The sequence below is a fragment of the Agrobacterium sp. rho-8.1 genome, assembly GCF_033957725.1.
In the GTDB taxonomy this organism is placed as follows: Bacteria; Pseudomonadota; Alphaproteobacteria; order Rhizobiales; family Rhizobiaceae; genus Agrobacterium.
The window spans coordinates 516,352-540,482 of the sequence record NZ_CP192788.1 but is presented as its reverse complement, the minus strand read 5'-3'; the positions used below and the strand labels follow the sequence as shown (position 1 = coordinate 540,482).

23 protein-coding genes are annotated in these 24,131 nt (G+C 56.1%); 7 read left to right on the top strand and 16 right to left on the bottom strand.

The genetic code is table 11. The annotated features are described in order from the left end of the window. Positions 1–7 precede the first annotated feature (7 nt). The 13 genes from RMR21_RS02655 to RMR21_RS02595 all read right to left on the bottom strand — a co-directional run bounded on the left by RMR21_RS02655 (position 8) and on the right by RMR21_RS02595 (position 14,057). Complete coding sequence (locus RMR21_RS02655) at positions 8–1,840, bottom strand: HAMP domain-containing methyl-accepting chemotaxis protein (RefSeq protein ID WP_498669175.1); 1,833 nt, start codon at positions 1,838–1,840, stop codon at positions 8–10. Positions 1,841–2,243: 403 nt separating this feature from the next. Further along, positions 2,244–2,729: a F0F1 ATP synthase subunit B gene (locus RMR21_RS02650; protein WP_498669174.1), complete on the bottom strand. Its 486-nt coding sequence runs from the start codon at positions 2,727–2,729 to the stop codon at positions 2,244–2,246. 1 nt (position 2,730) lies between these two features. Further along, complete coding sequence (locus RMR21_RS02645; RefSeq protein WP_498669173.1) at positions 2,731–3,369, bottom strand: F0F1 ATP synthase subunit B; 639 nt, start codon at positions 3,367–3,369, stop codon at positions 2,731–2,733. A 77-nt stretch (positions 3,370–3,446) separates the two neighbouring features. Further along, positions 3,447–3,674, bottom strand: a complete 228-nt coding sequence (locus RMR21_RS02640; protein ID WP_027673924.1) for a F0F1 ATP synthase subunit C — start codon at positions 3,672–3,674, stop codon at positions 3,447–3,449. A gap of 71 nt (positions 3,675–3,745) precedes the next feature. Further along, on the bottom strand, positions 3,746–4,495 hold the full coding sequence (locus tag RMR21_RS02635; protein WP_111840962.1) for a F0F1 ATP synthase subunit A: 750 nt from the start codon (positions 4,493–4,495) through the stop codon (positions 3,746–3,748). A 63-nt stretch (positions 4,496–4,558) separates the two neighbouring features. Beyond that, positions 4,559–4,924, bottom strand: coding sequence for an AtpZ/AtpI family protein (locus RMR21_RS02630; protein WP_498669172.1), 366 nt, complete (start codon positions 4,922–4,924; stop codon positions 4,559–4,561). A gap of 271 nt (positions 4,925–5,195) precedes the next feature. Continuing rightward, positions 5,196–6,365 (bottom strand): cell wall hydrolase, encoded by a 1,170-nt coding sequence (locus RMR21_RS02625; protein WP_498669171.1) that lies wholly within the window; start codon positions 6,363–6,365, stop codon positions 5,196–5,198. A 179-nt stretch (positions 6,366–6,544) separates the two neighbouring features. Then, the gene (locus RMR21_RS02620) at positions 6,545–8,461 is read right to left on the bottom strand and encodes a potassium transporter Kup (protein WP_498669170.1); all 1,917 of its coding nucleotides are present in this window, start codon (positions 8,459–8,461) and stop codon (positions 6,545–6,547) included. A gap of 15 nt (positions 8,462–8,476) precedes the next feature. After that, positions 8,477–9,454, bottom strand: coding sequence for a magnesium transporter CorA family protein (locus tag RMR21_RS02615; RefSeq protein WP_498669169.1), 978 nt, complete (start codon positions 9,452–9,454; stop codon positions 8,477–8,479). A gap of 395 nt (positions 9,455–9,849) precedes the next feature. After that, entirely contained in the window at positions 9,850–10,971 is a 1,122-nt protein-coding gene (apbC, locus tag RMR21_RS02610) for an iron-sulfur cluster carrier protein ApbC (protein WP_498669168.1), read from the bottom strand. Positions 10,972–11,058: 87 nt separating this feature from the next. Next, the gene (locus RMR21_RS02605; RefSeq protein WP_498669167.1) at positions 11,059–12,282 is read right to left on the bottom strand and encodes a CmpA/NrtA family ABC transporter substrate-binding protein; all 1,224 of its coding nucleotides are present in this window, start codon (positions 12,280–12,282) and stop codon (positions 11,059–11,061) included. A 77-nt stretch (positions 12,283–12,359) separates the two neighbouring features. Next, positions 12,360–13,100 (bottom strand): helix-turn-helix transcriptional regulator, encoded by a 741-nt coding sequence (locus tag RMR21_RS02600; protein WP_498670220.1) that lies wholly within the window; start codon positions 13,098–13,100, stop codon positions 12,360–12,362. A gap of 156 nt (positions 13,101–13,256) precedes the next feature. Then, a complete protein-coding gene (locus RMR21_RS02595) occupies positions 13,257–14,057 on the bottom strand; it encodes an IclR family transcriptional regulator (RefSeq protein WP_498669166.1) in 801 nt (266 codons plus the stop codon). Positions 14,058–14,172: 115 nt separating this feature from the next. Between RMR21_RS02595 and RMR21_RS02590 the strand changes: the two genes are divergently transcribed. The 4 genes from RMR21_RS02590 to RMR21_RS02575 are packed head-to-tail and all read left to right on the top strand — an operon-like array spanning position 14,173 to position 17,397. Continuing rightward, entirely contained in the window at positions 14,173–14,946 is a 774-nt protein-coding gene (locus tag RMR21_RS02590; protein ID WP_498669165.1) for an SDR family NAD(P)-dependent oxidoreductase, read from the top strand. Further along, on the top strand, positions 14,946–15,863 hold the full coding sequence (locus RMR21_RS02585) for a 2-dehydro-3-deoxygalactonokinase (protein WP_498669164.1): 918 nt from the start codon (positions 14,946–14,948) through the stop codon (positions 15,861–15,863). Before RMR21_RS02590 ends, RMR21_RS02585 begins: the two co-directional genes overlap by 1 nt. Before the next feature lie 14 nt (positions 15,864–15,877). Next, positions 15,878–16,507, top strand: a complete 630-nt coding sequence (locus RMR21_RS02580) for a 2-dehydro-3-deoxy-6-phosphogalactonate aldolase (RefSeq protein WP_498669162.1) — start codon at positions 15,878–15,880, stop codon at positions 16,505–16,507. 2 nt (positions 16,508–16,509) lie between these two features. Further along, positions 16,510–17,397 (top strand): SMP-30/gluconolactonase/LRE family protein, encoded by an 888-nt coding sequence (locus tag RMR21_RS02575; RefSeq protein ID WP_498669161.1) that lies wholly within the window; start codon positions 16,510–16,512, stop codon positions 17,395–17,397. A gap of 18 nt (positions 17,398–17,415) precedes the next feature. Here the strand turns inward: RMR21_RS02575 and RMR21_RS02570 are convergent, their stop codons facing one another. Together RMR21_RS02570 and RMR21_RS02565 are read right to left on the bottom strand one after the other, a co-directional pair. Then, positions 17,416–18,777 (bottom strand): putative bifunctional diguanylate cyclase/phosphodiesterase, encoded by a 1,362-nt coding sequence (locus tag RMR21_RS02570; RefSeq protein WP_498669160.1) that lies wholly within the window; start codon positions 18,775–18,777, stop codon positions 17,416–17,418. Between the two features lie 139 nt (positions 18,778–18,916). Further along, positions 18,917–20,581, bottom strand: coding sequence for a response regulator (locus RMR21_RS02565; protein ID WP_498669159.1), 1,665 nt, complete (start codon positions 20,579–20,581; stop codon positions 18,917–18,919). 339 nt (positions 20,582–20,920) lie between these two features. Here RMR21_RS02565 and mutL point away from each other — a divergent pair, with 339 nt between their 5' ends. The 3 genes from mutL (at position 20,921) to RMR21_RS02550 (ending at position 23,677) form a co-directional block, all read left to right on the top strand. Beyond that, positions 20,921–22,738 (top strand): DNA mismatch repair endonuclease MutL, encoded by a 1,818-nt coding sequence (gene mutL / locus RMR21_RS02560; protein WP_498670219.1) that lies wholly within the window; start codon positions 20,921–20,923, stop codon positions 22,736–22,738. 75 nt (positions 22,739–22,813) lie between these two features. Then, positions 22,814–23,050 (top strand): DUF2093 domain-containing protein, encoded by a 237-nt coding sequence (locus RMR21_RS02555; protein ID WP_498669158.1) that lies wholly within the window; start codon positions 22,814–22,816, stop codon positions 23,048–23,050. A gap of 129 nt (positions 23,051–23,179) precedes the next feature. Beyond that, positions 23,180–23,677, top strand: coding sequence for a YciE/YciF ferroxidase family protein (locus RMR21_RS02550; protein WP_498669156.1), 498 nt, complete (start codon positions 23,180–23,182; stop codon positions 23,675–23,677). A 91-nt stretch (positions 23,678–23,768) separates the two neighbouring features. On the opposite strand, the gene RMR21_RS02545 is transcribed toward RMR21_RS02550, so the two are convergent. Further along, positions 23,769–24,104, bottom strand: coding sequence for a hypothetical protein (locus tag RMR21_RS02545; RefSeq protein ID WP_498669155.1), 336 nt, complete (start codon positions 24,102–24,104; stop codon positions 23,769–23,771). Positions 24,105–24,131: the final 27 nt, after the last annotated feature.

The window sequence follows — 24,131 nt, the reverse complement described above, 5'->3', positions numbered from 1 at the left end:
CGGTCTATCAGCCAGCGCGCCTCATCTCGTAAACACCATGATCGCGACCCTGCGATCCCAGTTGGGCCAGCTGGAATTGCTGCAGAAGCGTCCGCAACTTTTCGCTTTCGCTTGCCAGCGCCGATGTCGCGGAGGTCGTCTCTTCCACCATCGCAGCATTCTGCTGGGTGGTCTGGTCCATCTGATTGACGGCTGTGTTGAGCTCCGCCAAACCCGTTGCCTGCTCTTGAGCGGAGGAGGCAATTGCGCCCATGTGTTCGTTCATGACGGTCACATGGCTTTCGATGGTTTTCAACGCATCACCAGTCTGTCGTACGAGATTGACGCCGTTCTCGACTTCGATCGACGACTTGCCGATCAATTCCTTGATTTCCTTGGCAGCTTTGGCAGACCGTTGTGCGAGTTCACGCACCTCCTGGGCCACGACCGCAAAGCCCTTGCCTGCTTCGCCTGCACGAGCGGCCTCAACACCAGCGTTGAGCGCCAGAAGATTGGTCTGGAACGCGATCTCGTCGATAACGACGATGATGTTGGAGATTTGGCCTGACGATTGTTCTATCCGGTGCATCGCATCGACAGCGGTCGCGACAACATCACCCGACACTTTGGCTGCGCGGTTTGCTTCTGTTGCTGCACCGCGTGCTTCGTGCACACGTTTGGTGGAGTTACTAACATTGACGGTGATCTGATCGAGAGCGGCAGCGGTTTCCTCCAGCGTCGCGGCCTGTTGTTCCGTCCGTTTCGACAGGTCAACCGATCCATCCGCAATTTCGCGTGTACCGTTGTTCATGGCGTCAATGGAATGGGCGATTTCCGACATGGTGGCGCCCAATTGCTTGAGCGATCGGTTGAAGTCTTGACGCAACGGTTCAAAATCCGGCGCGAAGACGTCATTGATCTGGAAGGCGAGATCGCCGGATGCCAAGCGTCGCAGGCCATCCGCCAGTCCAGATGTGGCAATCCGCAGTCTTTCCTCTGCGTCAGCTTCGGCTTTCTGCTGGGTGGCAAGACGCTCGATCTCAGCTTGCTGGCGGTTTGTTTCCGTCTGCGCTTCCAGACGTTTGTTCTCGATAGCGCCCTGACGGAAGACCTCGACAGCTCCCGCCATCGAACCGATCTCGTCTTTTCTGCCACTTCCAGGAATGGTGATATCCGTGTCACCATCCGAAAGACGCCGCATCACACCAGTCATCCGCACCAGCGGTCTGGCGAGATGGAAATTTCCGAAGAGAGCAGCGCCGACGCCGATGGCAAGCGCAATACCGAGTGAGATGTAGTTGATCGTGATGGCGGATTCGACAGTCTGCTTTGTGAATTCACCCTCACCCTGGACATCTTTTTCCATATCATCCACTGCGGCCTGCAACACGCTCTTTGCGTCACTAAACGCCGCTAGTTCATCACCGACAAAACTTGACCGCGCTTCCTCAGTCTTTCCATCTGTCAGCAGGGCCTTGACGTTGTCCCAGCGCGCTTCTGACAGTTTCCATTTCTCATCGAATGAGGCGAAATACTTTTTGTCCGCCTCGTCAACGAGATAACTCTTATACGTACGCAAATCCGCATCTAGCGCCGTACGTGATGCCTGCAATTCTCCTTCAAATCGTGGCCAGCCATCGGGTGTAGACGTTAAGATCGAGCCTTGCGCATTGCGAACATCGCCGAGTTCACCTTTAATCTTGCCCAACAAAATAAAGGATGGAACGCGGCTATCCACGATGGTGTCGATGCCGCCCCTGATCTGGTTGAAGGAGGAAATCGAGGCCATTCCCTCCACACCTGCAACCAACAACATGACACCTGAGAGACCAGCAAGAACAACACCAATGGATAGTTTCATAATAGTCCCTCAAAGTGGATATCTGACGATGCAAAGGCAGTATTTCTTCATCCAAGACTTGCTAGTGGACGAAGGCTGGAATTCGCCGAACATTGCTATAAATACAATCCGCGCCCTGAATGCGTAAATATATTGCTTTTTAATTATTGATATTTCATTAAATTTCATTTTATTAATATAGTGGATCCTTCTTCCTCTGCTGCAACTTCACATACGAAGCAACACCGAATAGTCAGCCCCGAGCCACTTATGAACTTCTTGGGCAAGGGATAGCACAGAGTATCTGCGATCAATTCTCACCGCTATCAACGCGCAATACACAAATGAAAAACCCCGCCGATTGCTCAGCGGGGCTAAAGATCTTCGAAACGGGTGCGGCTCTAACGCCGCCGACCGTATGTTCTTAATTCAAGCGCGTCTTGACTTCGCTCACCGCAGTGCTGAAAAGCTTGGCCTTTGCAGCAGCGTTGGTCTTTTCAGCAAGAATCTTCTCAGACGCGGCAATCGCAAGATCGACGGCGGCGGAACGGACGGCGCCAATCGCGTCTGTTTCCGCCTGTTTGATCTTCTGTTCCGACAGAGCGTTGCGACGGGCGACAAACTCTTCCGTCTTCACCTTGGCTTCGGCGGTCAGGGCAGCCGCTTCGCGTTCTGCAGCCGCAATGATATTGGCTGCATCGGCTTCGGCTTCCTTGCGCTTGCGCTGATATTCGGCCAGCAGATGCTGAGCCTCTTCACGCAGGCGCTTGGCTTCAGCGAGTTCTTCCTTGATGTTGCCAGCCCGCTCATCAAGCGAGCTTGCCAGCATGCCTGGCACCTTGAGATAGGCAATCAGAACGAAGAAAAGGATAAGACCGACGAGGGCAAAAAATGTTGCATCGAACGCCATATCAAGCTCCCTTCACAACGGATACGGCGGCCACTGCGGCCTTCGCATCCGTATCCTTGACCTTGAGGCCGATCAGCTGATCGACGATCGCGGTCGCGGTTTCCTCGGCAATGGTGCCGACGTCGGCAAAGGCCTGCTGCTTGATCGTTTCAATGCGCGCTTCCGCCGCTGCGACCTTTTGGGAAAGGTCAGCTTCGATTGCGGCGCGATCTGCATCTGCCTTGACTTTCGCGGCGTCGCGGGCGGCAGCGGCAATGGAACCGGCCTTGGCGCGCGCCGCGCTCAATTCTTTTTCGTAGGTTTCGATGGCAGCGTCTGCCTCGGCTTTGAGCCGGGATGCTTCATCGAGGTCCTGTGCGATACGGCCGTGACGGTCTTCGAGAATTCCGCCAACGCGCGGCACGATGACCTTCTTCATGAGCACGTAGAAAAGGCCGAACGTAATGGCCAGCCACAAAAGCTGGGATGCGTAAGTGGACTGATCGAACGGTGGAAACACAGGCGACCCGTGACCGGCATCCTGTGCCACTCCGGTTTCCGTGTGTGTTACTTCCGGGGCGGTCTGACCGATAGCCGGAGTTCCGGTATTCGTTTCACTTGTCGCCGGTGCTGACTGGGCCAAAGCCTCGGTCACGAACATGCTCACCTCCAGGGGTAGTGCAAATGCGAAGGATCACGGCACGCGGTGCGAGCCGTGATCCATACCTGATGCCGATATTAGACAGCGAACAGGAGAAGGAGAGCGACGAGCAACGAGAAGATGCCCAAAGCTTCCGTAACGGCAAAGCCGAATACCAGACGGCCGAACTGGCTGTCAGCGGCAGACGGGTTGCGCAGTGCGCCCGACAAGAAATCGCCGAAGATACGGCCGAGAGCGAGGGACGTACCAGCCATGCCGAGGCATGCGAGACCTGCGCCGATGTACTTTGCTGCTTCCGCTTCCATGTTAAGCTCCTTAGAATGGGTTGTTGCGGCTATTTTTGACACCCGGTTTCCGGGGCCAGCGACTTTACTTCTCAGTGACCGCCATGCACGGCGTCGTTCAGGTACATGCAAGTCAGTACCGCGAAGACGTATGCCTGCAGGAAGGCGACGAGAAATTCCAGACCGGTCATTGCGACCGTCATGATGAGTGGCAGGATTGCGCCACCGATACCAAGCGCGCCCAAGGCACCCATGGAAGCGACGAAGCCCGAGAAGACCTTCAGCGTGATGTGACCGGCCAGCATGTTCGCAAAGAGACGAACGGAAAGGCTGATCGGACGCGACAGGAAGGAGATGATTTCGATCGACGACACAAGCGGCAGAAGAACCGCTGGAACACCCTGCGGCGCGAAGATGCCGAGGAAATGCAGGCCGTGCTTATAGAAACCGTAAACGACGACAGTTCCGATGACGAGGCACGACAGTGCAAAGGTCACGATGATCTGGCTGGTGACGGTGAAGAAGTATGGGAACATGCCCAGAAGGTTTGCCGTCAGAACGAACATGAACAGCGAGAAGACGAATGGGAAGAAGACCATTCCCTTCTTGCCAGCACCTTCGCGCAACATGGAGGCGATGAATTCGTAGGACATTTCAGCAACGGACTGCATACGGCCAGGAATCAGACCGCGGTTGGACGTTGCGAAATACAGAAAACCGGAAGCGGCAGCGACAGTGGCAACCATGAACAGAGACGCGTTGGTGAACGAAAAATCCACGCCACCGATCTCAATCGGGATGATCGGCTGTACAATGAACTGATGCGTCGGATCGTTTGCCACCGGCTGCCCTCTTTACCTGTTGCCGCGCATGACGGCACTTAACTGTCTATGGAAAGGAGCGAATTAGTCGCCCTGCTCTCCACCCTTGTCTTTTCCCAGTCCACCTTCGAGAAGCGGCGGCTTGGCCACCACTCCAGCGGAACGCAAAACATTCAGCACCCCTGCACAGAAACCCAGAAGAAGAAGAACGATCATCCCCCACGGTGACGTGCCCGCAAAATGGTCCAGAAGATAACCCAGCATCGCGCCGACGATGACTGCGGAAATGAACTCGGAGGAAAGCTTGATCGCCATTGCGAAACCCTTGCGGGTCTCCGCTGCGTTCTGCTCCGTCCGCGCTTCCGCGTCGTCCTCCGCCTTCACCTTTGCCAACTCATTGGCAAGGCGCTTGCGGCGCTCATCCAGACTATCGTTACGGTTGCCGGTCATGGCCAAATCCCCACCCTTTGTCTCCATACTGGCATTGCCAGAACTCTTTGGAGTTGTAAACGGCAGGGCTTCAAGCCTGTTCCAGCCCGCTCTGAAGTCGCGCGCAACATAGTTTTAGGGACTTCTCTAGTCAAGGCACCGGAGGCGCTTCACGGAATACAAATTTATCCAGTCAAAACAGAGACTTGCTTTAGATTTTAGAATTTAAGGCCGCAATGGCGTTCGGAATCGGCAATTTTCGTGACGTTATCCCGGTAAAAACCCTGTAATATCAGCTCCAACCACCGCCATAGGTGCGATAGAAGACGTGAAGACCAATTCTGCCGACCTTTTTCATGGATTTGCCCCATGCCGGACGGACGTAGACGGCGTGATAATGGGTCGCGGACCCAACTTCTGTCAGCCAGATCTTGCCCGCAGAGGTCGCCATGGCCACTTCGCGTGCCATCTTCCAATGACGTTCGGAGTTGATCCGGTCCTTGATATTGTCGCAGGCAAAGGAAAACTGGCAACGATTGCGCCAATCCTTGTTCTGATAGACCACGCCGCAGATGGTTTTCGGATAGGACGGATTGCGGACGCGGTTGAGGATAACCTGCGCCACGGCCGCCTGTCCCTTAACCGATTCGCCACGCGCTTCGAAATAGATGCCGGAGGCGAGGCACTGCTGCTCGGCGGCGGAAAAGACCTCTGCCGGAAGCGGCGTTGCCGCCCAGGCGTGGTCATCGGACGCGATCTTTGGAATAAAACGGCCTGCCTCAGGCTTCTTCAAAATAGCGTCGAAAGGCGAATCGCGCGCGAAATCCGGCTCGGCGGGTGCATAGGCGGTGGCCAGAACATCAGCGGTGCGGTTGGTGATCAACTCGGCAACCATGGGCGAGACGTTCTTTTCGACCTTCTTGTCGTCACGGCGGAAGTAGAAGGAGGCAAGCTCGATGTCCTTGCTCTTCTTCCACTTCACGAATGCGGTACGATCGGTCCCCTGCAAGGGCTTGGTGTCCAGCATGCTGGTGCGGTTGAGAACGGAGCCTGCGGTAAAGGCTTTCGGTGGCTGCATGATTTCGGTGGAGACGACACGGCCCTTTTTGGCAGCACGATTGACGCGGTCGCTATCGGGGCTGGTCTCCTTGCCGTTCTTACCGGTGACAAAGGCCACCTTCCGACCGTCTGCCGTGATCATCCCGGAGCCGCTCAGGGCAGGTGCAGCATCGGCATTGTTGAAGGCGAGCGAAGCGTTATGGACGGAACCCGCTGGCGAGTTGGTCAAGACCATGCGCCATTGTTCGCTTCCGGCATCGAGACCTGCCAGCATTGATGCAAGATCGGCGCGCGCAGCGAGAGAGGGAAAGGCCAGCCATGCGGCGAGACCGAAGATGACAGGCGATGTCCATTTTTCAAACGAAAAGAAGAACCCGCGACGCGATACATTTTTCGAACGCAAAACCCGCACTCCGGCACACAGACTCAAACAGTTGGTATGACCGGATAATCTCTCATTAACCTTGATGCTTGGTTAACGGTACTCGATCGTGACGTTTCACGTTAACGTGTGACCTTACGAAAAACGCCACCCTTCTCTCGAAGAATGGCGCTCGATAGCTGTCAAAATAACAGGATGGATCAGATCACGACGTGAGATCCGAGTTCGACCACGCGGTTTGCTGGCAGGCGGAAGTAGTCGGACGGGTCTGCCGCCGTTTCAGCCAGCCCGATGAACAAACGGTTCTGCCATCCCGGCATACCTGACTTCGGATCGGGAACGAGCTTTCGTCTGCCCAGATAGAACGATGTCGACATGATATCGAACTTGTAGCCCGTGCGGCGCAGATAACCCAATGCCTGCGTGACGTTCTGGGTTTCCATGAAGCCGAAATGCAGTTCGACGACGACGAAGCGCTCGCTGATCTTGGTGATCGTATAGCGCTTGTCCGGGTGAATACGCGGCGTATCCTCGGTGCGGATCGTCAGGATGACGTTCTTGTCGTGCAGGACGTGGTTGTGTTTCAGATTGTGTAGCAAAGCCGCAGGCGCTGTTTCCGGATCGCCGGTCAGGAAGATCGCCGTACCAGGAATGCGAACGGGAGCATGCGAACTTTCCTTTTCGACCGAAGCCACGAACGCCTTCAATGGCACATCCGTGCGGCGGGTCTTGGCAAAGAGGATCTTCGATCCACGCTGCCACGTCGTCATGATGATGGTGAAGGCGATGGCCAGCAACACCGGCACGTAACCGCCGTCATGAATTTTCAGCAGGTTTGCGCCAAGGAAGATCATTTCGAGCGAAATGAACGGGAAGATGACCAAGGCTGCAACCAGTGGAGACCACTTCCAGTGGCTACGCGCAAACTGGAAGAACAGCAGGCTGGTAACGACCATCGCACCGGTGACCGAGATACCATAGGCCGTTGCCAGCGCATCCGAGCTCTTGAAGGTCAACACCAGCGCAACGACGCCGAACAACAGAATCGTGTTGACCGACGGAAGGTAGATTTGCCCGGTGTTGGTTTCCGACGTGAAGAGGATTTCCATGCGCGGCAGATAGCCAAGGTTGATCGCCTGACGCACGAGCGAGAACGCGCCAGTGATGACCGCCTGGCTCGCAATGATGGTGGCCGCCGTTGCCAGAATAACGGCTGGCAGCAAGGCCCATTGCGGGAACATCAGGTAGAACGGGTTGGACATGGCCGCGGGGTCTTTCAGAACCAGTGCGCCTTGGCCAAGGTAATTGAGGGTCAAAGCTGGAAAAACCAGAACGAACCATGCCCACTGAATAGGTTTGCGACCGAAATGCCCCAAATCCGCATAAAGGGCTTCTGCACCTGTGATCGTCAGGAACACGGCACCAAGAACGACGATGCCGTAGAAGCCTTCGGCCAGCAGGAATTCGACCGCATGCCACGGGTTGAACGAATACAGAATGCTGTAATCGTCCGAAATATGGATCAGTCCGACGAAGCCCATGACCAGAAACCACACGGCGGTGATTGGGCCGAAGAACTTGGCGACGAATTCCGTACCGTGAGACTGGATGGCGAAGAGGCCGACGAGAATGCCGACCGAGATGGGAATGATGAACTCATCCATCTGCGGCGTGACGAGTTTCAAGCCCTCGACAGCCGATAGCACGGAGAGTGCCGGCGTGATCATGGCATCGCCGAGGAACAGCGCCGCGCCAATCAAACCCAGCATGATGAGCACACCGCGTTTTTTACCGGCTTTTTTCATCAAAAGCGCCAGAAGCGACAGCGTGCCGCCTTCTCCACCATTGTCCGCGCGTAGCAGAAAACAGATGTATTTGATGGTGACGATAATGGTGAGTGACCAGATCATCAGTGAGATGAGGCCGATGACCTCCGCTTCGGTCAGACCGTCCCGGGAGATAGGCTTCAGCGCTTCGCGAAAGGCGTAGAGAGGGCTCGTTCCGATGTCGCCGTAGACGACGCCGATCGAACCCAGCATGGCAGCAAGAAAGCCTTTCCGACTGTGATCGTCGGGGCCGGGCTTTTCGATGCATTCCTTGTCCATGGCATGAGACATTGTGATTCTGACCGGTTAAAGCCAGCCCTTCCAGCGGAAAAAGATGAACGGAATGATAGCCGAGATGAGCATGATGAAGACCGCGAGTGGATACCCATAGGTCCACTGCAACTCCGGCATGAGAGTAAAGTTCATTCCATAAATGGATGCCACGAGCGTCGGGGGTAGAAAAACGACCGACGCGATGGAGAAAATCTTGATGATGGCGTTCTGTTCGACGTTGATAATGCCCAGCGACGCATCCAGCAGGAAGGTGAGGTTGCCTGAAATAAACGAGGCGTGCTCCGACAGGGACTGGATATCGCGCCCGATGGAGCGGCCCATTTCCTTGGCTTCCTTGTCCTGCTGGACATTGGGTGTTGCCTGCAAAAAGGACTGAAGGCGCGCAAGCGACGCCAGGCTATCGCGCACCTTCGATATCAGCCGGTGATAGGCGGAGATATCGGCCAGCTTGTCTTCCAGATATCGCGGCGCCTTGCGTTTGCTGCGCGCCTTGTCCCCAAAAATGCCTGCCGCGACATCGTCGATGCGAACAACGGAATTTTCGAGAATTTCGGCGGTGCGATCCACGATGGTTTCGAGAAGCTTCAGCAACAGGGCGGTCCCGCTGCGCATATCGTGCGGCACGCGGGTGATGGCTGCGATGAAGAGATTGAAGGATTTCGGTTCGGCATAGCGGATGGTCACGAGCCTTTTGCCAGCCAGGATGAAAGCGACATCGGTCAGGCGCGGATCTTTCGAATCCGCATTCCAGACCAGCGAACCGGTCATGAAAACGTTACCCTCTTCCATAAAAAGGCGGCTCGAAGGCTCGATGTCCTTCAAATCCTCGCGCGTGGGAAGCTCGACACCCAGCAGCTTTTCGACCTTGATTTCTTCATCCCGGGTGGGGTTCACAAGATCGACCCAGACAATATCATCCGAAATCTGCGTGACCTTCTGGTCCGCCGACAGGCTGATTGCCTCGCAATTCGAGCGATAGGCTTTGATCAATCAGTTTCTCCGGTCAGCACACCGACATGGGTCGATACGCTGCTCTAACACATCATGTGTGGCTTCCGCAAACGCCCGGGATGGGCGAGGGATCAAACGGCGCAGGGCTATGCTCTCAATGGCCTCAATAATCAAGGGGTAAAATTTGGGCACGGCCGATCCGTCACGAGACTGAGGCGAAGTTATGATGACTTGAAAGGGGATCAAATGCTTAGGCACGGAACGAAATCCACCAATAAAATTTATCAACTTCAACAGCTTAACGATTAAACTGTTAAAGAGCTGACGCCAACGGTGGTTAAAATACGGGAAATTTCTTCGCTTTCTCTACGCAGGCGCGAACTGTCAAGCGATGCGAAAGCCCGAGTGCTATGCACCCGGCGCATCGATAAATCCTAATCGAATACGATTTTCGGTGCAGTTTTTTGCTTCCCAGCACCGATTTCCGCCCAGACTTTCTGCGCAATATCCCTGTAGATTTGAGCCTGCGGGCCCTCCGGCTCCGCCATCACAACAGGTGTTCCGGCATCCGATAATTCACGGATGGAGATCGTCAGCGGCACCTCACCCAGAAACGGGACGCCGATACGGTCTGCTTCTGCGCGCGCGCCGCCGTGACCGAAAATATCGTAGCGGGTGCCGGTATCGGGCGCGATGAAATAGCTCATGTTCTCGATCACACCCAGAAGCGGCACCTCGACCTTGCGGAACATGGTGATGCCCTTGCGCGCGTCGATCAGCGCAAGATCCTGCGGCGTTGAGACGATGACCGCACCTGCCAACGGAACCTGCTGGGCGATGGTCAATTGCGCGTCGCCCGTACCGGGTGGCATATCCAGCACTAAAATGTCCAGATCGCCCCAGGCGACTTCCCGCAGCATCTGCATCAGGGCGGATTGCACCATCGGCCCGCGCCAGATCATGGCGGCTTCCTCATCCACCAAAAACCCCATGGACATGACCTTGAGGCCATAATTCTCCATCGGCATGATGATACGCCCCTCGCCCTGCTGTGGGCGACCAGATATCTTCAGCAAGCGTGGAATGGATGGCCCATAGATATCGGCATCCAGAATGCCGACACGCAGCCCCAGCGCCTGGAGACCGAGCGCCAGATTGACAGCCGTCGTGGACTTGCCCACACCACCTTTTCCGGATGCGACAGCGATGATCGCGCCAATGCCCGGCACGCCTGTCTTGGTGCGCGGCTGCGGAGCTGCATTCGGCCGAGCCGACGCCGGCTGTGGTGAAGGGTTTGCGCCGGGTTTGCGATCTGCTGTGAGGGTCACCATCGCCGCCTTGATGCCGGAGACACCGACCGCTGCCTTTTCCGCAGCAAGCCGTAAGGGTTCCATCGCATCGGCCTGATCAGCCGGAACCGTGATGGAAAAATACGCCTTGGCGTCCGCAATGAATATTTCCGACACCATACCAAGCGCAACGATGCTTTTATCCCCACCCGGATACGCGACGCTTTCCAGTGCCTGCGCGATCTGCTTCTTGTCGACCTGTGTCATGTCACTATCCATTGTCCCATACGCCGGTCTTCCATAACCAAGCAGATGGGTTTCGCCAACGATAAAGCGTGACCATACGGCCAATCGTCAGTTTTCGTCGCCGGTATAGAGTTTTTCAGGATCGAAGATGCTGCCATCGAAGAAAGCATCTGGCCCGAGAACAAGGCCTGACCGGGACGCTCCGACATGCACCGGCGCTTTCAATGTTCCCTCGACTTTCAAATTGGCTGCCGGAACAGGGGCAAAGATCGGCCGCATGGCCTTGCGGAAAATATCGGGGCGAAAGGCTTGGCTTGCCGCCTCGTAGATTTCCGCGTCGTCGGCAAACTCCGGTGGGCAATCCTTCCATCGCAACATCTGGCTGAAGAACCACAACGCCTGGCTTTGCCAGGGAAAGTTCGCAGCTTTTCCGCTGGTGGAAAAGAAGCTGCTGCATTCCAGCATCCGGGAGGGTGAATGCGAGATATAGCCGGTCAGTGCCGGCAATATGAGATCGCGATCCATGTCGAGATAATCCGGTGCTGAGAGAATACCGGAAAGCTCCTCGTAATTGGCGCTGCTGGCGCACCATTCGCCCGCTCGATACAGCGCCCGCAGAAGCGACTCCAGCGTTGCAGGATAAGCCTCTGACCAATCTTGCGAGACGGCCAAAACCTTTTCAGGCGCATTCTGCCAGATGTGCGATTTTGTGGTCACGATACGAGCCGCGCCCTGCAAGACCGCAGCGCTACCGTAAGGCTCTACAACGTAAAAGCCATCAATCTGTCCCGTCTCCAGCAAATCCGGCATGTTGGCCGGGAAAGTCGCCGTAAAGCTGATCTCGCAATTGCTGGGAAGGCGTGCGCTCGCCAGCAGATAGCGCAGCTCGAATGCCGATACGGACAAATGATGCTCGACGGCAAATACCAGGCGGGAAAGACCGGCGGTCTGGCGGGACAGAGCGACACGGGCCAGCGCCCGTGCGACCGTTGCGGGATCAGGTATTTTCATACCCTGCTCGACCAGATCTTTGTGCAAAGACTGAGATACGACCAAGGTTGCCCCGCCAGTGGCCAAAACGAATGGCGCGATGAGGTCAGCGGGAAGTGCAGGAAGACCGAGAGCGGACGCGACGGGTAAGGATGCCGACAGATGAAGACCGTGAAGGACGCCTCTGTTCCACTCGACCAGGAGCTCGGCAGTGCCGTTTTTTTTCACCAGTTCGAGCGCTACGCCTTCGTCGGCCGCAAACCCTTTTTCAACAGCAACAACAAGTGCCGCACAATCAACTGTCGGAGAAAATCCAGCTTTGAAGCTCTTCGACGCCGACAAACGAATCTCCTCTGCCGCAAGCAAACCGAGAATTGCTTACGTAGCGGAAGATAACAATCGAAAAATGGAAAAAATGACTACTTTATCAAACCAACACGTAACGCCTTGGCGACCGCCTGGGTGCGATTGACCGTATTGAGCTTCTTGGTTGCACGGTTCAGATAATGGTTGACGGTATGCTCTGATAACGTGAGGATTTCGGCGATCTCCACACTTGTCTTTCCCGCCGCCGTCCAGTTCAGGCAGTCGATCTCACGGTCCGTCAATGTATCGGGAATACGTGCATCAAGGCTTCGCACATAAGCGAGGCGGCTGAAAACATGGGCGGAGATGAAAGCGATCTCGGCCATCTCTGTTGGTGAAAAAGCTGATCTGTTTCCGCTAAAGGATATGGCTCCGCGCTGACCCGTTGCATCTTGAACAGGACACCATATGGAATTGATCATTTCAAAGCGATCAAAGAGTTCGATGATGGTCTTGATGGATGCTTCATCGTGGCCGCGCAGCACGAATTCCCTATTGACCCAGAACGGAACACTGGAATGCTTCAAATTGCGTAATACATTGCTGCGCGTGAGCAACCCTTCATGGTCGTATTGATGCAAAAGCTCCGCAGGCCAGTTTGTTATAATGGTATAATCCGACAATTCCAACGACGTGTTGGTGGGCAGATTAACGACCATGAAGGCTCTCATCGAAAAGGATTCCGTGACCCTCTTCAGAAACCGAAAGATATCGAATTGGGTTTTGAGTTCCGCCACTTCCTGAGCACACTCCGCCACCAAGGGTGCAGGACTGGAAAATTCTGGCTTGGACATCATCCATATTTCTTTGCAATTTAGGCTTCGATCAGAGTGTATACATGCAATTCCAGCACCAATAAATAACCATTTAATTTTTTTGCACACAAAAGTTGCCTTTTCGCGATCATTCAGATCATGACCGACATCCAACCTTCGACTGAGGAAAGCGATTTAGGAACGGGCGGGCGACAGTCGCACCGACAGATCGCTGGAAATATTCTTTGCCGCCTCTCGAATGAGGTCCGCCCACCCCTCCAGACGCTGCTGTGTGAGTCGGTAGGCCGGCCCGGTGACCGAAATTGCAGCGTGATTTTTTGTGCCAGCCGCATGAACCGGCACCGCGATGCACTGAATGCCGGTCTCATGTTCCTCAAGGTCAAAGCCAAAGCCACGATGTTGGATTTCAGCAACCTGTTTTTTCAACTCGAAAGCGGTCTTGACGGTGCTGGATGTGAAAGCCCGAAAGACGATGGTATCGATGATATCATCCAGCTCTTGTTTCGACAAAAGTGAAAGAGCAGCTTTTCCAACACCCGTACAATAGACCGGAGAGACGCGTCCGATCTGCGAGTACATCCGCACCGCATGCTTTCCATCGATCTTGTCGAGATAGACGATTTCCGCACCTCGCAGAACGCCAAGATGTACGGATTCCTGCGTTCTCTCATGCAGAAGGCGGAGATGGGGCGCCGCGACGGATCGGAGATCGTTTGTGTTCCAGGCCTGCGCGGCAAAGGTGAGGAGACGCACGCCTGCGCTATATGTCTGATCCTCATTCTGCTCCAGCAAGCCTTCCTCCAGCAAATGCATCAACTGACGATGGAGCGTGCCGCGTGGTTGGCCGGAAAGGTCGAGAATATCGGTAAAACGAAGCGGACGAGACGACATGACCACCATGTCGAGAAGCGATATGGCTTTGCCAAGCGTCCCCGTCCTGCTGTCGCTTGTCTTGATCCTGTCATGGGAGGCCATGCTCTTCTCCACGCGCACATTGGTCACACTTGACTTTGAGATGAGGTCAGGGGCAATATTCCGTTAAATGAAACATAGTTCCAAATAATGGAACTTGCAATCCGTATCGGGCGTCATGGCGACAGAGATTCTGGCACAGCTTTCCGAATTTCAGGATCAGGGCGTGCTGATAACCGGTGGCGGCTCGGGCATTGGCGCTTGCCTTGTCGCAGCCTTTGCCGCGCGCGGTGCAAAAGTCGCCTTTATCGATATTGATCGGGCAGCGAGCGAGGCGCTTATCGAAAGACTGTCGGCGACGAGCCTTCATTCCGTCACCTTCGTCAAAGCAGACCTTCGTGACCAGTCACAATGGGCGCAGGCGGTGGAAACCGCGGCCAAAGCGACGGGTGGCATCAGGGTGCTGATCAACAATGCCGCCCGTGACGACCGGCACGATATCGACACCGTTACCAGCGACTATTGGGATGCCAATCACGCGGTCAATCTGAAGCCGGTCTTCTTCGTCACGCAGGCGGCGCTTCCCTACCTGCGCGTTGCGGAGGGTGCGTCAATCATCAACTTTTCGTCCATTTCCTATCTGCTGAACATGGGTGAACTGCCCGCTTACGCGAGCGCCAAAGCTGGAATTATCGGTCTGACGAAGAGCCTTGCTGGCAGGCTGGGACCTGAAAATATTCGCGTCAACGCGATTTTGCCTGGCATGATCGTGACTGAGCGGCAAAGGGATCTGTGGCTGACGGACGCCTCTATTTCGCAGACCGTCGCGCGCCAGTGCCTCAAGCGTGCTTTGACCGCCGATGATCTCGTCGGCCCATGTCTATTTTTGGCCTCATCGGCATCTGCTGCCATGACGGCCCAAACAATGATTATCGATGGAGGTCTTCTATAATGGCTGATGCCGCATTTGTCGCCGTGGACTGGGGAACAACCAGCTTCCGGCTCTGGCTTATGAGCAAATCCGGTGAGATACTGGGCGAGCGGCGCAGTGGCGAAGGCATGACCACTGCCATGCGGACCGGCTTTCCCGACGTTCTGGCTTCACACCTTTCTACCCTTTCCGCATCGTCTGACCTGCCCGTCGTTATCTGTGGCATGGCGGGTGCTCGCCAGGGCTGGGTCGAGGCAGGTTATGTGGACGTGCCAGCTGATCTGGCCGATGTGCTGAAAGGTGCGGTTCGCGTGCCGGGCGAGGCTGCCGACATCCGCATCCTTCCGGGGCTGGCGCAACGGTCGCAGGACACGCCCGACGTGATGCGTGGCGAAGAGACCCAGCTTCTCGGTGCGCTATCAGCTGATTACGCTACCGGCGAGCAGCTTGTTTGCATGCCCGGCACCCATTCGAAATGGGTCAGCGTCAGCAATCTGAAGGTCACCGGCTTTTCCACCTACATGACCGGTGAATTGTTCGACGTGATCTCGAAACATTCCATCCTGTCGCACGCGGTGGAGGGTGCGGAAACCGTCACTGGTGATCTTCCCGCATTCCAGAGCGCCGTCGCTGAAAGTTACGGGAACCCGCAAATGGCAACGAACCGTCTGTTTACGGTCCGATCCGGGCAGCTTCTGCACGGACTTTCCGCAACAGATGCGAAGGCGAAACTGTCCGGCACAATGATCGGCCTTGAGATTGCGGGCGCTCGTTCGAGTGCGCGCAACGATGCCAACGTCATCCTGATCGCATCCGGTGCGCTGGGAGAACTCTACAAGGCGGCTTTTGCCGCATTATCTATAGACTCTGTAACCATCGACGCCGATGACGCCGTTCGCCGCGGGCTTGTGGCAGCTGCCAACGCCATTTGGCAATGAGGAGAATACCTGAAATGCGCATTCCATTCCCAGATATGAAGTACCCACTCATCGCCATCCTTCGCGGCATCCGCCCGGAAGAAGCGGAAGCTGTCGTCTCCGGCCTCCTGGAGAGCGGCCTGCGGGCCATCGAAATTCCACTCAATTCGCCGGATGCCTTTCGCTCGATCGAAATCGCGGCCAAGCTTGCGCCATCAGATGCCCTCATCGGCGCTGGCACTGTTTTAACCGTGGACCAGGTTGCCAATCTCGATGCGGCGGGCGGCAAACTCATGGTGAGCCCCAACGTGGACGTCGAGGTCATCACCGCTGCGCGTGAAAAAGGCATGGTAACCATGCCGGGCGTGCTGACACCAACCGAGGCGCTTCTGGCTCTGAAGGCGGGGGCGACGGGCCTGAAATTCTTCCCAGCCAGCGTTCTCGGTCCATCGGGCATCAATGCCATTCGCGCCATATTGCCAAAAGACACTCTGGTAGCAGCGGTCGGCGGCGTTTCCGACAAGAATTTCAGCGAGTACACCAGCATCGGCGTCACCGCATTCGGCCTGGGCACCAGTCTCTACAAACCCGGCATGACGGCCGCAGAGGTACAGGAACGTGCCGTCCTGACCATCAAGGCTTACGACATTGCGATGGGAGCATAGACATGGCTGACATTCATCCCTTTATGGGGACGGTGCTGGATCATACCCAGATGCTGCTGGGTGAAGGCCCAAGCTTCGACCCGATCACAAACACACTCTGCTGGCTCAACATTCTTGGCAAAGAATTGCACGAATACGACCCGCAAACCGATACCAAAACGGTTCACTCCCTGCCGTTCATGGCAAGTGTAGTCGCGCGGATCGACGAGAAGCGGCAGTTGCTGGCAACGGAAGAAGGGCTTTTCATTCGTGACCGGGCAACCGGCGACCTTTTTCTTCATGCCGATTTCGAACCCGGCAAGCCGGGCAACCGCTCCAATGACGGCCGCGTGCACCAGAGCGGTGCATTGTGGATCGGCACCATGGGCAAGAAGGCGGAAGACAAGGCTGGAAGCATATACCACGTTGCCAAGGGCGTGGTGACGACGCTGTTTGCCGACATCAGCATTTCCAATTCCATCTGCTTTTCACCGGACGGTGCCACCGGATATTATGTCGACACACGGGTCAATCAGCTCATGTCTGTGCCGCTTGATCCTGCAACGGGACTTCCCACGGGCGCAAGCACGGTATTGATAGACCGGGCTGGCCAGAAGGGCGGCAGTGACGGCTCCGTCTGCGATGCAGACGGCAACATCTGGAACGCCTGCTGGGGAATGGGTGCGGTGGATCGCTACTCGCCCCAGGGGTTACATCTGGACCGCTATGAAGTGCCGGCTGCCCAAAGCACCTGCCCCGCCTTTTTTGGCGCATCCGCGAACCGCCTGGCCGTGACATCGGCCTGCGAAGGTTTAGACGCAGAAACGATCAAGGCCAATCCGCTTTATGGGACCACTGTCGACCTGGGAATAGAGGTAAAGGGCGTTTTCGATCACGCTTATAAAGTCTGATCACAACCGCCTCCAGGACTATCCGAAATCGCGGCTCGGCGGAGACAATTCGCGATAGTTCTCCTGAAGATAGCGGTGGGTGGCTGCGGCATCCACCGGGCGGCCATAGAAATAGCCCTGCCCCATTGCACAACCCAGACTGCGAAGTTTCTCTGCCTCGCTTCTATCTTCTATACCCTCTGCGACGACCTCAAGATCAAGCCCGTCACACATGGCGACGATGGCCTTTATGATATGCTCTGAAGGACGATCCGTGCTGATGCGCGACACAAAGGCGCGGTCGATCTTGACCTTGTCGAAGGAGAAGTCACGCAACCTTCCCAGACTGGACTGACCCGTTCCGAAATCGTCGAGCGAAATACGCACCCCCTCCTGCTTGAGGTCGCTAATGATACGTTGGGCGGTTTCAGCGGACGTCATCACCGCCGTTTCGGTAATTTCCAGTTCCAACCGCCGAGGATCAAGCCCCACGCGTCGCAAAATGGCCAGAATGTTTTCCGCTGTGCCCGGGTCCATCAATTGAGCAGACGATAGATTGAAGGAGAGGAACAGTTCGCGCGGCCATGACAGCGCCGCTTCCGCCGCCTTGCGCAGCAGCGTTTCCGAGAGAGCATCGATAAAGCCGCGCTCTTCGGCCAAGGGCACGAAGGTAGCTGGAGAGACGAAGCCGAGATCCGGGTCGTTCCAGCGTGCCAAAGCCTCGAACCCCACAGCAATTCCATCGCTCAAACGCACGATAGGCTGGAAGTGCACGTCGACCGAATCGGTGATAATGGCATTTCTAAGCGCCTGTTCCAGTTGCGTGGCACGCTTCATTTCCTGCGCGATCTCGCGCGAATAGACGGTGATCTGACCGCGCCCCCGCCGTTTGGAGCGGTAAAGCGCCGTCTCGGCGCTTTTCAACAAATCCTCGAAATCCTCGCCTGCGAAAGGATAGACGGCAAAGCCGAAGGACGACGACAGTCGAACATTGCGGTCGCCCAGATCATAAGGCGCTGATAGTACGTCCTTGATCATCTGTCCCACGCGCTCAGCGCCGACCCGTTCGAATACCAGCGGCAACACGAATGCAAACTCGTCGCCCTCGTGGCGAGTGACGATGGCACCATCCGGCACACAGGCCTTGAGGCGGTGGGCGACCTGACAGAGGATTTCGTCGCCGGCAGCCACGCCAAAAAGATCGTTGATGGGTTTGAAGCCGTCAATGTTGGCGACACCGATGGTAAAAGGTGCGGGATCACTGGAGCGTTCAGCAGCAAGCATGCGAACCCTGTCACGCAACCGGTAACGGTTTCCCAGACCCGTCAGAGGATCGCTGTAAGCCATGGCCTGCAATTCGTGCTGGCTGACCTGCGGCGCATTGGGGTCTGGCGATTTCATTCGCGCATCCTGAACGATAGATTGTGGGGGAGTACGAATTTTAAGAACAGTGGTTCGTCCAGAATCACTATCGCTGAAGTTCTACAAATAGCCACTGATTTTAGCGTTAGTTGATTTTGCAAATGCTTATTTATCAGTATCAACTCACCATTCCAGAGACTTGCTGAGGCAAATAGCGCTTGAACAAGGCTTCCACCATGTCTGGGCTGACGGGTTTCAGCAACATATCGTCCATGCCCGAATCGATACATGCCTGACGATCCCCATCGAAGGCCAACGATACGACACCGATGATCGGTATGTGGGTACGCTCTGTTGCTGTCATCTTGCGCAGTCTTCGCGTTGCTTCAAAGCCATCGAAGTCGGGCAGCGTCGTATCCATCAAAACAAAGGACGGTCTTTCCTGATCAAAAGCGCGAATGGCGTCCCTGCCAGTGGCGGCAATCTTGTAGCTCAGGCCCAGACCCTCAAGGATCTGCGAAAAGACGATCTGGTTGATATTGTTGTCTTCGACCACGAGGACATCAAGCCCGGCTTTTCTGGCGATCACAGGCGTCGGGGCAGATGTAATTTCCCAATTGCCATCCGTCGGCGCTGCAGTGGCGACCTGACCGCGCATACGGAAATGGCGGGTCATCTGGTCGATGAGCGAGCTTCCCAGCTGGAAATCATCGATCGTCATCGTATCGACACCATAGGCCTGCGCCAAATCAAGGCAGGCCATCTCCAGTTGCACATCGACAATCACAAGGTCGATGCGGACATTCGCCAAGGCGGCGAACTCCATGAAGGCTTTTTGCTCCGCCTGGCTCGATGCAACCGCACAATCGACCCCGAGCGCAGCAATTTTCTTGTGAGCAACCTCACCGAGCTGGGTGTTGGGCGTCACCAGAAGAACGGCACGGCCTTTCAATATTTTCGATGCCTGATGAAACTCGTCGTCCATATAGGAAGATGGCGTGAAGGTCATATGCTCCAGGCCGGGGATAACTCGGCTGCCATCCACGCCGGCTGTTGCAAAGGTCGTCACGTCATCCATGGTGGTGACGAGGAAGTACCGGCCCGGGTTCCCCACCCTTTGCTTGCGGGTGATGACAAGGACTTCCTCACCGCTCAGGCGGGTGACGCGCTCCGGTAGGATACCGGGCAAACCCGTTTCAAGAACATGGCGATCCATCGCGTCGATGCGGGAGGCCAGCGGATCGGAGTGGATATCAGACACCGTTCGCCCCAGGATGAGGTCAGCCGATGTCTCCAGCAGCGTGCAACCAGCCTTGTTAACGGCGACATAGGTGGTGTTGAGATCCTTGACGAAGATCGAAAGGGGCAGCGTATCCAGAATTTCTTCGGTCAACTGCACCCGTTCGATATCGTAACGCCACTGATCCTCTCTCTTCTTCTGCTCAGAAATGTCGGAGATGACGCAGATACCCATACCAGACGGCATGCGTCGTTTCATGAAACGCAGCCAACGGTCACCGGCGGCCTGCTCTAAGCACTCCGACCGCTCCTTCCAGTGAGATGCCAATCTGTCGGCGATCCAGTCTTCCCGCTCGGCATATTGGGGCGACGATTGCGCATCTGAGACCTTCTGGCAATCATATAGAGAAGCCAGAAAATCACGAAGGCGGGTTCCGACCGCGACCTTGGTTTCGCACAGCGCAAAATAACTCAGAATTCTTCGACTGGCAAAAATGATCTGGTCGTCGCGATCGTAAATGATGAGGGCAGACGAAATCGCGTCGCAGATCGCGTCGAGCATGGCAGCGTGATTGTCTGCGTGAACAGACGCCACCCCACTCATCGTAAAACCTCACACGCACGTCTCAAGGCGAATTATACTTTCAAACACGGACCGGGGCGCGGCACCGAAATGGCTGAAGATATGGGACATGCGGGCTGGTGGCTTGAAGCAGATTTCCTGGCTATGCGGACGGGACCCTGCTTTCCGTCGCATACCCTTCGAACAGGCCGAAGGGACTTGGTTCTGCACTCATTTCAAGTTGATCCGACTTTAGAAGTTTTACCTTAAGACCCGCTTAACGCTGTGTGCTGCGAAAAAATAGGCGGGACAATGGACACATCTGATTATCGTGCACCGATTTTCCTTTCACAAACGGTGCGAATCCATGAAAATGGCGCCATGTCCATCAAGCAGTTGTCCGAAACACTCATCAACCAGATTGCAGCAGGCGAGGTTATCGAACGTCCGTCCAGCGCTGCAAAGGAACTGATCGAAAACGCCATCGACGCCGGGGCCACGCGCATAGAGATCGCAACGGCAGGCGGTGGAAAGGGCCTTGTCCGCATTTCCGACAATGGCTGCGGCATGTCGCCCTCCGATCTGGAACTGGCGATCCGCAGGCACTGCACTTCCAAGATCTCAGCCACCCTGGACGACATTCGCACGCTCGGCTTCCGTGGTGAGGCGCTGCCGTCGATTGGCTCGGTCGCCAAACTGACCATTACCAGCCGCCAGCAGGGCGCAGCGGAGGGCGCCATCATCTCCGTTGCGGGAGGCAAACTGTCGCGTGTGCGGCCCGCCCCCTCCAACACCGGCACAATCGTTGAAGTCCGTGACCTGTTTTTTGCAACGCCAGCACGGTTGAAATTCTTGAAGAGCGAGAAGGCTGAAGCGGGTGCGATTACGGAAATCGTCAAGCGCATGGCCATCGCCTTTCCCCATATCCGCTTCGTGTTATCGGGCACCGACCGTTCGACGCTGGAATTTCCAACGACCGGCGACGACCATCTGGCACGCATGGCACAAATCCTCGGAGCCGATTTCAAGGACAACGCCATTGAGATCGATGCCGAACGGGAGGGCGTGACGCTTTCGGGATTTGCAGGCGTACCCACCTTCAACCGTGGCAATTCGGCCCATCAATATATGTTCGTGAACGGGCGCCCTGTTCAGGACAAGCTGCTGCTGTCTGCCATCCGCGGCGCCTATGCCGAAACCATACCGCATGGCCGCTATCCAATTGCGGTTCTGTCTTTGCAGCTCGACCCGGCTTTTGTCGACGTCAACGTCCATCCGGCCAAGTCCGATGTTCGTTTTCGCGACCCCGGCCTCGTCCGTGGACTGATCGTCGGCGCTGTGCGCCAGGCGCTGAGCCGAGAGGGCGATCGTGCGTCCACCACCGGTGCGGCGCAGATGATGAATGCCTTTCGTCCCGGCTACAGCCCATCAAATATTCGACCGTTTGCCTCGCAGGCATGGTCACCAGCCACGTCGCCCTCCCGACCGCTTGCCACGCAAGGCGGCATGGCGCTGCAGGAAACGGACCAGTCCCGCTTTACTGATATCACCATGCCGACCGCGCGGGCGGATCGCTATGACGCACCGGAAAATGCAACGCACGTGTCGGAGCCCGCGCGCTATCCGCTGGGCGCTGCGCGCGCGCAGGTTCACGCCAACTACATCGTGGCGCAAACCGAAGACGGCCTCGTCATCGTCGATCAGCATGCAGCGCATGAGCGTCTGGTCTTCGAAGAAATTCGCAAAGCCCTGCATTCCAAGCGGCCCGCTTCGCAAGTCCTGCTCATTCCCGAAATTATCGATCTGCCGGAGGAAGACTGCGACCGGTTGATGGACCATGCGAGCGAGTTCGACAGCATGGGACTGTCCATCGAGCGATTTGGGCCCGGTGCGGTTGCCGTGCGCGAAACCCCTGCCATGCTGGGTGAGGTCAATGTGCAGGGTCTGGTGCGGCAACTGGCCGACGAGATTGCAGAATGGCACACGGCAGGCAGTCTGGCCAACAAGCTCGAATATGTCGCCGCGACCATGGCCTGCCATGGCTCGGTGCGCGCGGGTCGGCGCATGCGGCCAGAAGAAATGAACGCCCTGCTCCGGCAAATGGAAAACACCCCGGGATCCGGCCAATGCAACCACGGACGTCCAACCTATATCGAACTGAAGCTTGCGGATATCGAAAAGCTTTTTGGTAGAAGTTGAAATTATCGTCATCATGCAGACTGGCATTCTGTCAAAGGCATCGCTAAAAAGGCTGCCACCACGGAGACATGGCGAATGAACAGATTTGAAGGCGGGAGCCATCGCGAAGCGAAGGTCGAATATCTCGATGGCGATATGCGCATCGTGCAAACCGGCTCTCATGTCGTCTGCGCCATGACCGGCAAACTCATTCCACTGGATGAACTGCGCTACTGGAGCGTTGCGCGCCAGGAAGCCTATGCCGATGCCGCTGCATCCTTTGAGGCGGAGAAGCGCGCCGGCGCCCTGCCCAACCAACGGCGAAACACCTGATTTTACGATAATAAAATATATTCCTAAAATATAATTAACATTGCGCGCAACCCATCAGGAACTATGCGTATCCCTCCCTGTTAAAGACCCGTGCATAATCAATCGCACGTTTTTCAATGGGAGCTGACAATGGCCGAGAAGACACTCGACGACCTTTTCTATGACACACTGAAAGACATCTATTATGCCGAGCGGCAGGTGCTGAAAGCACTGCCGAAAATGGCACGCGCTGCAACCGACCAGAAACTGAAGGCGGCTTTCGAAAAGCACAAAGAAGAAACTCAGGGGCAGATCGAACGCCTTCAGGACGTTTTTGAGCTGATCGGAAAACGTGCGCAAGGCAAGACCTGCGAAGCGATTCAGGGTATTCTTGCCGAAGGCGAAGAAATCATCGAAGACTACAAGGGTACCCAGGCGCTCGACGCAGGCCTGATCTCGTCTGCGCAGGCGGTGGAACATTACGAGATCGCCCGTTACGGAACGCTGAAAGCATGGGCTCAGAAGCTTGGCTATGACAAGGTTGTTCCGCTTCTGGACGCGACGCTACAGGAAGAGTCCAAGACAGACGAAGCGCTGACCACGCTTGCCGGCAAGTCCGTCAACGCAGCTGCGCAGAAAGCTGCTTGAGGTGTTGAAGATGACATGAGCCCGGCATCATGCCCGGCTCATGCCAGCAAGACGTAAAAAACCGGGCGATGCCCGGTTTTTTATTTCCATTTTATGGTGCGGGCTGAACTGGTCGGGCTGGCTGGCCGGGATTGGGGTTGCTGTCAGTTCCACCTGTTGCCGGTGCTGCGCCGGATGGCGTGTTGTTATCGAACGATCCGGCGCCTCGTGCGCCGGGATCGGCAGGGGCATTCGGCGTGGACGGGCCAGGCGCTGGCTGCGTCTCAGTGGTCGCTGGCGCCGTCGTCTCGCCCCAGGTCTCGGCGATGATCCAGACCGCGCCCGCTAGCACGAGGCTGATGACCAGAATTATCAGCACCGGGCTTCCCTTCAAACCTTGACGGCTTTCCTGTGGGGTAAAAACCTTTTTTTCTGAACCCTGCGGCATAAATTCCTCCTCAAATCTCTGGCGAAC